The sequence below is a fragment of the Mycobacterium pseudokansasii genome (assembly GCF_900566075.1).
In the GTDB taxonomy this organism is placed as follows: Bacteria; Actinomycetota; Actinomycetes; order Mycobacteriales; family Mycobacteriaceae; genus Mycobacterium; species Mycobacterium pseudokansasii.
Genome location: NZ_UPHU01000001.1, coordinates 1095605 through 1109397 on the forward strand (window position 1 = coordinate 1095605; position 13793 = coordinate 1109397).

A 13793-nucleotide genomic window follows, 5' to 3' on the forward strand; every position below is an offset into this window, starting at 1 on the left:
CTTAGCAAGTGTAACGAACTACCAAGACTGTGCCCCTCACCCGGCGCCGCCACGGCCACCCTGGCAAGTCCCGCCCAGATCAGCTGTTAATCTCGTAACGGTTTGACGCGCTGTAGATAATGCGGCCCTTACGTCCTGGCCTGCGAGTGTTGGGCGCGTAATGCAGGATGACCCCGCCGCGCAGGAGGAAGTAGTGCTTTCGGCTTTCATCTCATCGCTGCGTACAGTCGACCTGAGACGGAAGATCCTGTTCACGCTGGGCATTGTGGTGCTCTACCGGGTCGGCGCCTCGCTGCCGTCTCCGGGCGTCGACTTCCCGCACGTCCAGCAGTGCATCAAACAGGCCAGCAGCGGCGAAGCCGGCCAGATCTATTCACTGATCAACCTGTTCTCCGGCGGTGCGCTGCTCAAGCTCACGGTGTTTGCGGTCGGAGTGATGCCCTACATCACGGCCAGCATCATCGTGCAGCTGCTGACCGTCGTCATTCCCAGATTTGAGGAACTGCGTAAGGAAGGCCAGTCCGGTCAGGCCAAGATGACGCAGTACACCCGTTATCTGGCGATCGCGCTGGCCATTCTGCAGGCCACCAGCATCGTGGCGCTGGCAGCCAACGACCAGCTGCTGCAAGGCTGCCGCGAGAAAATCATCGCCGACGACAGCATTTTCACCCTGGTCGTCATCGTGCTGGTGATGACCAGTGGCGCGGCGCTGGTGATGTGGATGGGCGAGTTGATCACCGAACGCGGCATCGGCAACGGCATGTCGTTGCTGATCTTCGTCGGCATTGCCGCCCGCATTTATCCCGAAGGACACGACATCCTGGAAAGCCGCGGCGGCGCGGTCTTCGCCGCGGTCTGCGTGGCCACGCTGATCATCATCGTCGGCGTGGTTTTCGTCGAGCAGGGCCAGCGCCGCATCCCGGTGCAATACGCCAAACGGATGGTGGGCCGGCGGATGTACGGCGGAACGTCGACGTATCTGCCGCTCAAGGTCAACCAGGCCGGCGTCATCCCGGTGATCTTCGCTTCGTCGCTGATCTACATTCCGCACTTGATCACCCAGCTGGTCCGCAGTGGCACCGGGGGTCTAGGCCGCGGCTGGTGGGACAAGTTCGTCGCCACCTACCTGTCCGACCCCAGCAACCTGGGCTATATCGCCATCTACTTCGGCCTGATCATCTTCTTCACCTATTTCTATGTGTCGATCACGTTCAATCCCGACGAGCGTGCCGATGAGATGAAAAAGTTCGGCGGCTTCATTCCCGGCATTCGTCCGGGCCGCCCGACCGCTGATTACCTGCGTTATGTGCTGAGCCGGATTACCCTGCCGGGTTCGATCTACCTCGGCGTGATCGCGGTGTTGCCGAATCTGTTCCTCCAGATCGGCGCCAGTGGCGGAGTTCAGAACCTACCCTTCGGGGGTACCGCGGTCCTGATCATGATCGGTGTCGGTTTGGATACGGTCAAACAGATCGAGAGTCAGCTCATGCAGCGCAACTACGAAGGGTTCCTCAAGTGAGAGTCGTTTTGCTGGGACCGCCCGGGGCGGGCAAGGGGACGCAAGCCCAAAAGCTGGCCGAGAAGTTGGGGATCCCGCAGATCTCCACCGGCGAGCTGTTCCGGCGAAACATCGAAGACGGCACCAAGCTGGGCGTCGAGGCCAAGCGGTACCTGAGCGCCGGTGACCTGGTGCCGTCCGATCTGACCAACCAACTCGTCGACGATCGATTGAACAACCCCGACGCGGCCAACGGTTTCATCCTGGACGGATACCCACGCTCGGTGGAACAGGCCCAGGCGCTGCACGAGATGCTCGAACGCCGGGGGACTGACATCGATGCCGTGCTGGAGTTCCGGGTGTCGGAGGAGGTGTTGCTGGAGCGGCTCAAAGGCCGTGGCCGCGCCGACGACACCGACGACGTGATCCTCAACCGGATGAAGGTTTACCGCGACGAGACCGCCCCGCTGCTCGAGTACTACAGCAGCCAATTGAAGACCGTCGACGCGGTTGGCACCATGGACGAAGTGTTCGCTCGCGCGTTGCAGGCCCTGGGGAAGTAGTCATGCGTGCCCTGGCACGGTTGCGGGGCCGCAAAGTCGTGCCACAACGCAGTGCCGGCGAGCTTGACGCGATGGCCGCCGCGGGCTCCGTCGTGGCTGCGGCCCTGCGAGCCGTCCGCGCGGCGGCGGTCGCCGGGGTGTCCAGCCGGACCCTCGACGACATCGCCGAGACGGTGATCCGCGAGGCCGGCGCTACCCCGTCGTTCCTGGGCTATCACGGCTACCCGGCGTCGATCTGCGTCTCGGTCAATGACCGCGTGGTCCACGGCATTCCGTCCGCCGCCGAAATCCTGGCCGCCGGCGACCTGGTTTCGGTCGACTGCGGCGCGGTCCTGGACGGCTGGCACGGCGACGCGGCAATAACCTTCGGGGTCGGACCGCTCAGTCCGGCCGACGAAGCCCTGTCGGAAGCGACCCGGGAATCACTGGAGGCCGGCATCAAGGCGATGGTGGCCGGTAATCGGCTGACCGACGTCTCGCACGCCATCGAGCGGGGCACCCGTAGCGCCGAGACCCGCTACGGTCGCTCGTTCGGAATCGTCGACGGGTACGGCGGCCACGGGATCGGCCGGCAGATGCACCTGGATCCGTTCTTGCCCAACGAGGGCGCTCCCGGGCGCGGGCCGATGCTGGTCGCGGGCTCGGTGCTGGCCATCGAACCGATGCTGACCCTTGGCACCGGCAGGACCGTGGTGCTCGACGACAACTGGACAGTCACTACTGCCGACGGATCGCGTGCGGCACACTGGGAGCACACAGTTGCGGTAACCGAGGACGGGCCCCGAATCCTGACCTTTGGTTAGACGGCTGAACCAAACACCTACTCGACTCGTGTCAGAAGCGGGAGGTGATCGAGTGGGTCGGGTGGCCGGTGGTCGGGCGGCATCCGGGGCTACCGAGGCCGCGCTGATGAAGGCGCTCTACGACGAGCATGCCGCGGTGTTGTGGCGTTATGCGTTGCGGTTGACCGGCGACGCCAGCCAGGCCGAGGACGTCGTCCAGGAGACGTTGTTGCGGGCATGGCAGCACCCGGAAGTGATAGGTGATACCGAGCGGTCGGCGCGCGCGTGGTTGTTCACCGTCGCGCGCAACATGATCATCGACGACCGGCGTAGTGCACGGTCACGCAATGTCGTCGGCTCCACCGACGAATCGGGCGCGCCCGAGCAGTCCGTGCCCGACGAGGTGAACGCGGCGCTGGACCGGTTGCTGATCGCCGAGGCGATGGCTCACCTCTCCGATGAGCACCGGGCCGTGATCGAGCGGTCCTACTATCGTGGATGGACCACCGCGCAGATTGCCGGCGACCTCGGAATCGCCGAAGGCACCGTCAAGTCGCGACTTCACTACGCGGTGCGGGCACTGCGGCTCGGTCTGCAGGAACTTGGGGTGACGCGATGACGGCAGGCCTGATTCGAGGGACTGTTCACGGCCCATCCGGGCGGCCGTCCGTTCCGAATACTTGGGGGTGACAGGAGATGGATGACATGGTCACGTCGCTTAGGGGGCTTGGCCCGCCCGGTGACAACGAGGGGTATAGCCTGACGACCGGTCACAACCACCCCTATGGGATGTGGGACGCCGCTTACGTATTGGGGTCTTTGTCGGCGACCGACCGCCGCGAATACGAAGCGCATATGAGCGGGTGTCCCGCCTGCCGCCAGGCCGTCGCCGAACTCTCCGGTGTGCCCGCATTGCTTTCGCAGCTCGACCGCGACGAGGTGGCGGCGATGAACGAATGCGGCCCCGCCGCGGGAGATCCGCCGGCTGCGCCGCGGCTCTCGCCGCAGTTGTTGCCGTCGTTGCTGGCAACGGTGCGCTGGCGCCGTCGCCGCGCCAGGCTGACGACGTGGGTGGCGTCGGCCGCCGCCGCCGTGGTGTTGGGAATCGCTGTGCTGTTTGGTGTCCAGGGCAATTCCGGATCACCGCAGCCGCCGGTCGTGTCGGCGCAGCCGATGGCACAGGTCGGGACCAAACTCCTGGCTTCGACGGTGTCGGTTCGCCCCGAGCACTGGGGGACGTTCATCAACCTGCGGTGTGTTTGCCTGGCTCCGCCGGATGCGCCCCACGACACGCTGGCGCTGGTCGTGGTGGGTCGTGACGGCAGCCAAACCCGGCTGGCGACGTGGGTGGCCGAACCCGGTCACACTGCCACACCGGCCGGCAGCATCTCGACTCCAATCGATCGAATCGCCGCCGTGCAAGTGGTTTCCGCCGATACCGGCGAGGTGCTGCTGCAGCGTTCGCTCTGAATTCTCGCGGCCCGCGGTGAACTGAACTTCGCCGCGGGTCGTGTTACCGACATGCCCAGGAAGCACCGGGTGGTCGACCACATCGTGGACCACCTCGCGGCAATCGGAGTAGACCACGTCTTCGGTGTGGACGGAGCCAACATCGAAGATCTCTACGACGCCGCGCATTTCCACCCGTCGCTGTGCGCCGTCCTGGCCAAGCACGAATTCTCCGCCGCCGCAATGGCCGACGGCTACAGCCGCAGCGGAGCCGGGATGGGATCTGGGTTAGGCGTTGTGGCAACGACTTCCGGCGGCGGCGCCCTCAATCTCGTCGCGGGATTGGGGGAGGCGCTGGCAAGCCGGGTTCCGGTGCTTGCCCTGGTCGGCCAATCCGCCACCGCCCTGGATGGCCGGGGCGCCTTTCAGGACACCAGCGGGTGCAACGGATCGCTGGATGCCGAAGCGGTGTTCTCCGCGGTGTCGCTATCGTGTCAGCGGGTGCTCGCGCCGGCCGAGATTGTCTCGGCCCTGCCGCGTGCCATCGCCGCGGCGCGCGCCGGCGGTCCGGCTGTGTTGTTGCTGCCCAAGGACATTCAGCAGGGATACGTGGCGATTGAGGACGACCAGAGCCGTCAGCCGGCGCAGGTGCGGCCCATCGGCAACCCGTATCCCATCGCGCGGACACTGCGCCGCGCGAACGGCCCGGTCACGATCATCGTCGGCGAGCAGGTCGCGCGCGACAACTGCCGGCCGGAGCTCGAACAACTGCGAGCGGTGTTGCGCGCCCGAGTGGCGACCGTACCGGAGGCTATGGATGTCGCCGGGACACCGGGCCTTGGATCGTCGTCGGTGCTGGGGGTGACCGGAGTCATGGGCCACCCGAGCGTGGCCGAAGCGGTGGCCGGCAGCGCGGTGTGCCTCGTCGTCGGCACCCGATTGCCCGTGACCGCCCGCGCCGGCCTGGAAGACGCACTTGCCGCGGTGCGAACGGTGTCGATCGGTTCGGCGCCGCCCTATCTTCCGTGTACCCATCTGCACACCGACGACCTGCGCGGCTCGCTACGGATCCTCACCGAGGCGCTCTCGGGATCCGGGCGGCCTACCGGGCTGCGTGTGCCGGACGTGGTGCGGCGCGCCGAGCTGCTGCCGCCGTCCTGGACGGGGGCGGGTGTGCGATACCGCGATGCCATGGCGGTGCTCAACGATGAGCTGCCCGACGGCACCGACATCGTGGTCGACGCCGGCAACACCGGCGCGGCCGCGATCCACTACCTGCCGGCCCGCCGGGGCGGCAGGTTCGCTGTCGCGCTCGGCATGGGCGGCATGGGCTACAGTTTCGGGGCCGGCATCGGAATGGCTTTGGGACGCGCCAACACCGGACGTCCCCCCGGACGCACCGTGGTGATCGCCGGGGACGGGGCGTTTTTCATGCACGGCATGGAGGTGCACACCGCCGTTCAGTACCGGCTTCCGGTGACGTTCGTCTTGTTCAACAACAATGCCCACGCCATGTGTGTGACCCGCGAGCAGTTGTTCTACGGAGATCTATACAGTTACAACCGATTTCGCCGCAGCCGCCTGGGCTCGGGCCTGGCGGCGATGTTTCCGGGCCTGACGTCTGTCGACGTCACCGATGTCGAGCATTTCGCGACGGCGGTGCGCACCACCGTGGACGCTGACGGGCCGGCGGTGATCAGCGTCGAATGCGCCGCCGACGAAATTCCGCCGTTTGCACCGTTTCTCATTGGAACCACCGCGAAGGAGAACCGTACCCATGTCGCTGCCAGCGCTTGACGATATCTTCACCCATACCGGCACCGTGGCACCCATCGACGGGCTGATCCGTATCGAAACCAGCCCGCGGGAGAAGGCCACCCCAATCATCATGGAGATGATGCGGTCGGTGTATCCGCATGAGCAGGTTTTCGGGGAGTACTGTACCGTCAACGATTTCATCGATTGTCCCCCTGACGAGCTGTTCGCCTATATGGCCGACACCCGCAGCCTCGAGGAGTGGACGTACAGCCTGCGCGGCTTCACACCTACCGACGAGCCGGGCCTGTGGCTGGCCTACGATCGGCTCGGTTCGCAGACCAAGATCTACACCCGCACCATCGCCAACGAGCAGGCCCGGGCGGTGGATTACCACTGCGCCTGGGATCAGGGCAAACATCTGTGGATGGTCTACCTGATGCGCGTCGTCGACGCGCAGGTGGTGCTGGACCGGCCGGGTTCGGTTGTGCTGTGGACGAATTGCCATCACCCGTTCTACGACCACAACCCCTACCCGGAGACCGCTCCGGCCGACCGATCGGTCTGGGTGGGGGATTTCTGGGACATGTTCGGTCCCGGCCATCTGCTGGAACTGAAGAACCTCAAAGCTATCGCGGAATACCGGCACCGCAACGGCTTATCCGTCGTCCCCGTCTGGATGAGGTGAAACCCATGGTGAGCCAATCCGTCAGTCTCATTGACGTTTCCAGCTATCTGCCCGGCGAGCCGATCGGCGCGGATTACTATGCGCAATTCGCCGAATCCGATGACCTGCGTGACAGCCTGATGTTTCGTGCGCCGGCGTTCCGCCATCACGTCGCGCCGGACGAGACCGCCGTCGACATGGTGGAGCGTGCGACACGAGGGTTGATCGAACGCCACGGCGAGGAGGTGATCGAGACCGTCGACGTGCTGATCACGCATACTCAGGCGCCGGATGTGCCGTTCTACGGCGCCGGTGGCGGGATCGCTCACCGTCTGGGCATGCGGCCCTCGTGGGTACTGGACTTGCACAACGGTGGGTGCGCGGCATTTGTGCTGGCGCTCAACCTGGCTCGCCAACTGCTGACCTCCGGCGCCGGGCGCACGGCGCTGATCGCCATTGCGCAGAATTCGGCGGGCCAGGTGTTCGATCAACCCGGCGTCCGCCGCAAGGCACAGGCGGCGGTGCCCGGTGACGGGGCCGCGGTGGGCTTGGTCACGCTGTCCGACCGGTCGCCGATTGTGGGCATCGAGTGCCGCACCTACGGCGAATACGCCGGCGAGATGACGCTTGCCCCCGATCCGCCGCGCAAGTGGTGGCAGCCCGGAACCGGCGAGCTCTGTATCGGATTCACCGAGAGCAAGATAACCAAGGTGCTGGCCCGCGGCAACCGGCAGGTCCCGGAAGTGGCGCTGGCGGTCTGCGATCGGATTGGCCTGCCCGCCAATGATATTGACCTACTAGTCACCAACCAGCCGAACCGGGTGTTTCTGCGCAACTGGCGAGAAGCACTCGAATTGCCTGCCGAACGGCACTTCGACACCTTCGACGCGTGCGGAAACCTGTTCGGCGCGGGGATTCCGGTCAACCTGGATCGGGCGATCACGACCGGGCGGGTGGCTACCAGCGCCGTGGTCGTGATGGCCGGGTTCGCCCACGCCGGCGATTTCGCCGGGGCGGCGGCGATGCGCTGGGGCGGGCGGCCCTGATGCTCACCGTCGCGACCCCGAATGCGATCGACCCGTGTGCGTTGTCGCTCAACGAGAATCCGTTCCCGCCGCTGCCCGCGGTGCGCTCGGCGCTGATTCGCTCGATCGACGCGGTGAACAGGTATCCGGAGTTTCTGCCGCAGCGCCTGCGCGAATTGATTGCCGCCCACATCGGCATGCCCGTCGAACAGGTGGTACTCGGTGCCGGTGCGACCGGCGTGGTGATGCAGGCCCTCCGCGCGGTGACCGTGCCCGGCGAGGTGATAGCGATGGCCGCGCCGACCTTCGACGGATATCCGATCGTCGCGCAGCTGGCGGGATTGACGGTGGTGACCGTCCCGCTCGACGAATACGGCCATCACGATCTGGGGGCGCTGGCCGACGCCGCCGCCCACTCCCGAGTGGTGGCGCTGTGCCGGCCCCACAATCCCACCGGCACGCTGGAGCAGGCGCCGGCGGTGGTGAGATTCCTGAGCCGGGTGCCGCCGGACACCGTGGTGCTGCTCGACGAGGCGTACGTCGAATTCGCTGCGCCGAAGTATCGAATCGACGCTTCGGCGTTGCTTTCTCGGTTCCCCAATGTGCTGGTGGTGCGGACCTTTTCCAAGGCCTACGGGCTGGCCGGGCTGCGGATCGGTTACGGCCTGGCGGCGGCGGAACTGGCCGCAGCGATGTGGGCCCAGCAGCTTCCGTTCGGCATGGCCGGCACCGGCTTACTCGCGGTCGCCGCTTCTTATGAGGCCGAAGACCAGTTGGCGCACCGGATTCGGCTGATCACAGCCGAACGGCGCTATCTTCGGCGGCAATTGAGCGCGATGGGGATATTCACCACCGACGCGCACGCCAACTTCATGTACCTGCCGTCGAGGGGTCGGCGCTGGGATGAAGTTTTCACCCGGGCCGGGCTGCAGGTCCGGCTGTACCCGGACGGCGGTGCGCGGATAACCGTGGGCAGCCGCGCGTCAACTCTGGCGGTGTTGTCCGCGGTCGGAAAATCTGCGGCGTGAATGTCGTGTGTTGACCCGATGGCCCCGCCAGTGCGGTAAGAAAGGGCGTGGCTGCATCACGACCGGAGAAACCTGACCCGATCGCTGTGGCCCGGGCCAACTGGGAGAAGGCCGGGTGGGGTGACGTGGTGCCGGGCATGGTCGCGGTGACGTCGGTGATGCGTGCACACCAGATTCTGCTGGCCCGCGTCGAAACGGCGCTGCGCCCCTACGATCTCAGTTTCTCGCGGTTCGAGTTGCTGCGGCTATTGGCGTTCAGCCGCACCGGAGCGTTGCCGATCACCAAGGCCTCCGACCGCCTTCAGGTTCATGTCACCAGCGTCACGCACGCGATCCGCCGGCTGGAAGCCGACGGGCTGGTACAACGGGTGCCGCACCCCACCGACGGGCGGACCACGCTGGTGCAGATCACCGAGTTGGGGCGCGCCACCGTCGAGGACGCCACCCTGACTCTCAACGAGCAGGTGTTCGCCGACATCGGAATGGACGCTGACGAATCGGCGGCGCTGGTGTCCTCCATCGAAACGTTGCGGCGCAACGCCGGAGATTTCACCGAGTGAACCGAGAGAAAGGCACGTCAGTGGACCCACTAGTTGCTCACCAGCGAGCGCAGGATGCGTTCGCCGGCGTCCTCGCCAACGTCAGCCCCGAACAGCACGGCGCTCCGACACCCTGCTCGGAGTGGACCGTGCGGGACCTGATCGAGCATGTCATCAGCGGCAACGAGCACGTCGGGCAATGGGCGCAACACCCGGTTGAGCCGCCCGCACGGCCCGACGACATGCTGGCCGCTCACCGGACCGCGGCCGCCGCCGCCCAGGAGGTCTTCGCCGCGTCCGACGGGATGTCCACCGCCTTCAAGCTGCCGTTCGGGGAGCTGCCCGGCCAGGTCTTCGTCGGGATCCGCACCAGCGATGTGCTGACCCACGCGTGGGATCTGGCGGCCGCCACCGGTCAACCCACCGATCTTGACCCCGAATTGGCGACCGAACAGCTCGCCGCCGTGCGCGCGTTCGTGGGGCCGCAGTTCCGCGGGCCGGGAAAGCCTTTCGCCGAGGAGCAGCCGTGCTCACCGGAGCGTGCGCCCGCAGATCGGCTGGCCGCGTTCCTGGGCCGAAAGGTCCGGTGAGCTAGCCGGTTCGCAGCATTTCGATCACCGCACTGAAGTCCAAGGCGCCGTGGTCGACGTCGGACGCGATGAACTCGGCATAGATCTCGGCGGCGTGCCGGCCCAGCGGCGCGGGGGATCCGGTGGCGGTCACCGCGTCCATCGCCAGGCCCAGGTCCTTGTTCATCAACGCCGTCGCGAAGCCCGGCTTGAAGTCGTTGTTGGCCGGCGATGTGGGAACCGGGCCCGGCACCGGGCAGTTGGTGTGCACCGCCCAGCAGTTGCCGGTCGCGCCGGTGATGACGTCGAACAGCGACTGGGCCGACAGCCCGAGCTTCTCGGCCAGCACGAACGCCTCGCCGATCGCGATCTGCTGCACAGCCAGGACCATGTTGTTGCACAACTTGGCGGCCTGGCCCGCGCCGGCCGCACCGCAGTGAATGATCTTGCCCGCCATGGGTTCCAGCACCGGGCGGGCCCGCTCCAAAACGTCCGCGTCGCCGCCGACCATGAACGCCAGCGTCCCGGCCGCGGCACCCTTGACACCGCCGGAAACCGGCGCGTCGAGTTGGGCCAGGCCGTGCGATGCGGCCAGCGCATGCACCTCGCGGGCATCGCTGACCGAGATCGTTGAGCTGTCGATGAAAAGTGCACCCGGTCGCGCGGCGGGCAGCACCTCGGCGTAGCAGCGCTTGACCACGTCACCGGTGGGAAGCATGGTGATCACCACGTCGGCCTCGGAAACCGCGCTGGCTGCGCTGTCGACCACCGCGCAGCCGCTTGATGCCGCCGCTGTCGCCGCTGCGGGCGCCGGGTCGTACCCGCGCACAATGTGGCCGGCGGCAACCAGATTCGCAGACATGGGCGCCCCCATGTTGCCCAGTCCCAAGAACGCGATCGTCTCTGTCACGTGTGTCACGTGGTGGAGCCTAAACGGTGGTGCGGAACCGCGCGGCTTCGGCCCGGCCGATGACCACCCGCATGATTTCGTTGGTTCCTTCCAGAATGCGATGCACCCGCAGGTCGCGGACGATCTTCTCCAGACCGTACTCGCGCAGGTAGCCGTACCCGCCGTGCAGTTGCAGCGCCTTGTCGGCGACTTCGAAGCAGGTGTCGGTGACATAGCGCTTGGCCATGGCGCACAGCTCGACCTTGTCGGCGGCGTCGTCGTCGAGCGCACTCGCGGCCCGCCACAACAGCATTCGCGACGTTTCCAGCCCGGTGGCCATGTCGGCCAGGGTGAACCGGACGGTGGGTTCGTCGAGCAGGCTGGCCCCGAACGCGTGTCGCTCCCGAACATAGGCGCCGGCCTTGTCGAAGGCTGCCTGCGCGCCGCCCAGTGAACACGCCGCGATGTTGAGCCGGCCGCCGTTGAGACCGTTCATCGCAATGCCGAAGCCGGCCCCCTCGCCGTCGGCGCCGCCCAGCATGGCGTCGGCGGGCACCCGGACCCCGTCCAGGATCACCTGGGCGGTCGGTTGGGCATGCCAGCCCATCTTCTCTTCCAGGGCGCCGAAACTCAGTCCAGCAGTTCCCTTTCCGATCACGAAGGCAGATATGCCGCGCGGGCTGTCCGCACCCGTGCGGGCCATCACCACGTACACATCCGAGGCTCCCGCGCCGGAAATGAACTGCTTGACGCCGTCGAGCACATAGTCGGAACCGTGCTTGACCGCTCGGGTGCTCAGCGCACTGGCGTCCGATCCGGCCCCGGGCTCGGTCAGGCAGTAACTGGCGATGACGTCCATGGCGGCCAGCCGTGGCACCCAGTCCTTGCGCTGCTCGGCGGTGCCGAAGCTGTCGATCATCCAGGCGCACATGTTGTGGATGGACAGGAAGGCGGCGGTGACCGGGTCGGCGATGGCCAACTGCTCGAAGATGCGCACCCCGTCGAGCCGGCGCAGCCCGCTGCCGCCCACGTCGTCACGGCAGTAGATGGCGGCCATCCCGAGTTCGGCGGCCTCACGCAGCACGTCCACCGGGAAGTGGTTGCTGGTGTCCCATTCCAGAGCGTATGGGGCCAACCGCTTTTCGGCGAAGGCAGCCGCCGTCTCGGTGATCACCCGCTCGTCGTCGTTGAGGGTAAACATCGGCGCCTACCGCCTACTGCATCGTCGGGATGACGAACTCGGCGCCATCCTTGATGCCGGACGGCCAGCGCGAGGTGACGGTTTTGACCTTGGTGTAGAACTGGATCGACGTCGGGCCGTGCTGGTTGAGATCGCCGAACCCGGAGCGTTTCCAGCCGCCGAAGGTGTGATAGGCCACCGGTACCGGGATGGGAACGTTGACGCCGACCATGCCCACCTGAACCCGCGAGACGAAATCGCGTGCGGTATCACCGTCGCGGGTGAAGATCGCAACGCCGTTGCCGTACTCGTGCTCCGAGGGCAGGCGCAGGGCTTCCTCGTAGTTGTGGGCGCGGACCATGCACAGCACCGGCCCGAAGATCTCGTCGGTGTAGATCGACATGTCCGGGGTGACGTGGTCGAACAGCGTCGGCCCGATGAAGAAGCCGCCTTCCAGGTTGGCGTCACCGAAAGTCAGGTCGTCGCTGGCCCGTTCGCGGCCGTCGATGACGATCTCGGCGCCGGCCTGGACGCCCTGGTTGATGTAGTCGCGCACCCGGGTCAGCGCGGCCTCGGTGACCAGCGGGCCGTAGTCGGCCTTGGGGTCCAGGCTGTGGCCGACCCGCAGGTTGTTGATCCGCTCGATCAGCCTGGCGCGCAACCGTTCCGCGGTCTGCTCACCGACCGGGACCGCGACACTGATCGCCATGCAGCGTTCGCCGGCGCTGCCGTAGCCGGCGCCGATCAGCGCGTCGACCGCCTGGTCGAGATCCGCGTCGGGCATCACGATCATGTGGTTTTTGGCGCCCCCGAAGCATTGCGAGCGCTTGCCGGTGGCGGCGGCGCCGGCGTAGATGTACTGGGCGATGTCGGAGCTGCCGACGAAGCCGACTGCCTTGATGTCAGGGTGGTTGAGGATGGCGTCGACGGCTTCCTTGTCGCCGTGCACGACCTGGAATACCCCGGGGGGCAGGCCGGCTTCGGCGAACAGTTCGGCCAGCCGTACCGGGACCGACGGGTCGCGCTCACTCGGCTTGAGCAGGAACGCGTTTCCGCAGGCAAGGGCGGGGCCGGCCTTCCACAGCGGGATCATCGCCGGGAAGTTGAACGGGGTGATGCCCGCGACCACGCCGAGTGGCTGTCGCAGCGAGTAGACGTCGATGCCCGGTCCGGCGCCCTCGGTGTACTCACCCTTGAGCAGATGCGGGATCCCGAGGCAGAACTCGATCACCTCGATGCCGCGCTGAATGTCGCCTGCGGCGTCGGCCAGCGTCTTGCCGTGCTCGAGTGAGAGTAGTTCGGCCAGTTCGTCGTTGTTGTCGTTGACCAACTCGATGAACCGCATCAGCACTCGAGCGCGGCGTTGCGGATTCCATGCGGCCCAGCCTTTTTGGGCCTCGACAGCGGATGCCACCGCGGCGTCGACGTCGGCTGGCGAGGCCATCGGCACTGTTGCCTGGACCTGACCGGTGTTGGGGTCGAAGACGTCGGCGGTACGGGTGGACCGGCCGGCGGTGCGCTGGCCGTCGATGAAATGCGGAATATGTGTGGTCATGGCTGTCCAGGTTGGTTGGGGCGGAAACGTTGATACTTGCATATCCTAGTAACTGTGGTCGGGGGTGCGCAAACGAGGGTTCGCGGGAGTGGGCACGTGGCGCTTCCACCGAATCACCCTGGTCTTGCGACAGCGTGTCCACGCCCTGTTCGGCCATCTGCCGGCATATGCGTCGTGCCCAACCGCGGGTGAACCGAACTGGATGCGGCTTCGTCACTCGGGATGAGGGCTTTACACCGGTTGAACGGACGCACGCTGATGACTCTTGGACGCCGCCGACGAAGTCAGGCGAGG

14 protein-coding genes are annotated in these 13793 nt (G+C 66.4%); 11 read left to right on the top strand and 3 right to left on the bottom strand.

Translation table 11 applies throughout. From position 1 onward, the window contains the following. Positions 1 to 193 precede the first annotated feature (193 nt). The 11 genes from secY (at position 194) to EET10_RS05135 (ending at position 9896) form a co-directional block, all read left to right on the top strand. Positions 194 to 1519 (top strand): preprotein translocase subunit SecY, encoded by a 1326-nt coding sequence (gene secY, locus EET10_RS05085; protein ID WP_036390935.1) that lies wholly within the window; start codon positions 194 to 196, stop codon positions 1517 to 1519. Then, a complete protein-coding gene (locus tag EET10_RS05090; RefSeq protein ID WP_036390938.1) occupies positions 1516 to 2061 on the top strand; it encodes an adenylate kinase in 546 nt (181 codons plus the stop codon). Before secY ends, EET10_RS05090 begins: the two co-directional genes overlap by 4 nt. Positions 2062 to 2063: 2 nt before the next feature. Beyond that, on the top strand, positions 2064 to 2864 hold the full coding sequence (gene map / locus EET10_RS05095) for a type I methionyl aminopeptidase (RefSeq protein ID WP_036390940.1): 801 nt from the start codon (positions 2064 to 2066) through the stop codon (positions 2862 to 2864). 52 nt (positions 2865 to 2916) lie between these two features. Further along, positions 2917 to 3462, top strand: coding sequence for a sigma-70 family RNA polymerase sigma factor (locus EET10_RS05100; RefSeq protein WP_036390942.1), 546 nt, complete (start codon positions 2917 to 2919; stop codon positions 3460 to 3462). 77 nt (positions 3463 to 3539) lie between these two features. Beyond that, positions 3540 to 4313 (top strand): anti-sigma factor family protein, encoded by a 774-nt coding sequence (locus EET10_RS05105; RefSeq protein WP_063467654.1) that lies wholly within the window; start codon positions 3540 to 3542, stop codon positions 4311 to 4313. Between the two features lie 51 nt (positions 4314 to 4364). Continuing rightward, entirely contained in the window at positions 4365 to 6089 is a 1725-nt protein-coding gene (locus tag EET10_RS05110; RefSeq protein WP_036390947.1) for a thiamine pyrophosphate-binding protein, read from the top strand. Continuing rightward, positions 6070 to 6735, top strand: a complete 666-nt coding sequence (locus EET10_RS05115; protein WP_036390949.1) for a hypothetical protein — start codon at positions 6070 to 6072, stop codon at positions 6733 to 6735. Before EET10_RS05110 ends, EET10_RS05115 begins: the two co-directional genes overlap by 20 nt. Before the next feature lie 5 nt (positions 6736 to 6740). Continuing rightward, complete coding sequence (locus EET10_RS05120) at positions 6741 to 7760, top strand: 3-oxoacyl-ACP synthase III family protein (protein WP_036391512.1); 1020 nt, start codon at positions 6741 to 6743, stop codon at positions 7758 to 7760. Further along, positions 7760 to 8767 (top strand): pyridoxal phosphate-dependent aminotransferase, encoded by a 1008-nt coding sequence (locus EET10_RS05125; protein WP_036390951.1) that lies wholly within the window; start codon positions 7760 to 7762, stop codon positions 8765 to 8767. Before EET10_RS05120 ends, EET10_RS05125 begins: the two co-directional genes overlap by 1 nt. A 47-nt stretch (positions 8768 to 8814) precedes the next feature. Further along, entirely contained in the window at positions 8815 to 9327 is a 513-nt protein-coding gene (locus EET10_RS05130) for a MarR family winged helix-turn-helix transcriptional regulator (protein WP_036390953.1), read from the top strand. A 20-nt stretch (positions 9328 to 9347) separates the two neighbouring features. Continuing rightward, the gene (locus EET10_RS05135) at positions 9348 to 9896 is read left to right on the top strand and encodes a TIGR03086 family metal-binding protein (RefSeq protein ID WP_036391515.1); all 549 of its coding nucleotides are present in this window, start codon (positions 9348 to 9350) and stop codon (positions 9894 to 9896) included. A gap of 1 nt (position 9897) precedes the next feature. Here the strand turns inward: EET10_RS05135 and mmsB are convergent, their stop codons facing one another. Genes mmsB through EET10_RS05150 form a run of 3 tightly spaced genes read right to left on the bottom strand, consistent with a single transcriptional unit; the run spans position 9898 to position 13499 of the window. Then, positions 9898 to 10785: a 3-hydroxyisobutyrate dehydrogenase gene (mmsB, locus tag EET10_RS05140; RefSeq protein WP_036390955.1), complete on the bottom strand. Its 888-nt coding sequence runs from the start codon at positions 10783 to 10785 to the stop codon at positions 9898 to 9900. 19 nt (positions 10786 to 10804) lie between these two features. After that, positions 10805 to 11965: an acyl-CoA dehydrogenase family protein gene (locus tag EET10_RS05145; protein WP_122501946.1), complete on the bottom strand. Its 1161-nt coding sequence runs from the start codon at positions 11963 to 11965 to the stop codon at positions 10805 to 10807. Positions 11966 to 11978: 13 nt separating this feature from the next. Next, complete coding sequence (locus EET10_RS05150; protein WP_036390959.1) at positions 11979 to 13499, bottom strand: CoA-acylating methylmalonate-semialdehyde dehydrogenase; 1521 nt, start codon at positions 13497 to 13499, stop codon at positions 11979 to 11981. Positions 13500 to 13793: the final 294 nt, after the last annotated feature.

Coding starts and splice junctions, on each gene's coding strand:
- map (WP_036390940.1), top strand. CDS start 2,064: ATGCGTGCCCTGGCACGGTTGCGGGGCCGCAAAGTCGTGCCACAACGC.
- EET10_RS05115 (WP_036390949.1), top strand. CDS start 6,070: ATGTCGCTGCCAGCGCTTGACGATATCTTCACCCATACCGGCACCGTG.
- EET10_RS05105 (WP_063467654.1), top strand. CDS start 3,540: ATGGATGACATGGTCACGTCGCTTAGGGGGCTTGGCCCGCCCGGTGAC.
- EET10_RS05120 (WP_036391512.1), top strand. CDS start 6,741: ATGGTGAGCCAATCCGTCAGTCTCATTGACGTTTCCAGCTATCTGCCC.
- EET10_RS05110 (WP_036390947.1), top strand. CDS start 4,365: ATGCCCAGGAAGCACCGGGTGGTCGACCACATCGTGGACCACCTCGCG.
- EET10_RS05150 (WP_036390959.1), bottom strand. CDS start 13,499: ATGACCACACATATTCCGCATTTCATCGACGGCCAGCGCACCGCCGGC.
- EET10_RS05145 (WP_122501946.1), bottom strand. CDS start 11,965: ATGTTTACCCTCAACGACGACGAGCGGGTGATCACCGAGACGGCGGCT.
- EET10_RS05125 (WP_036390951.1), top strand. CDS start 7,760: ATGCTCACCGTCGCGACCCCGAATGCGATCGACCCGTGTGCGTTGTCG.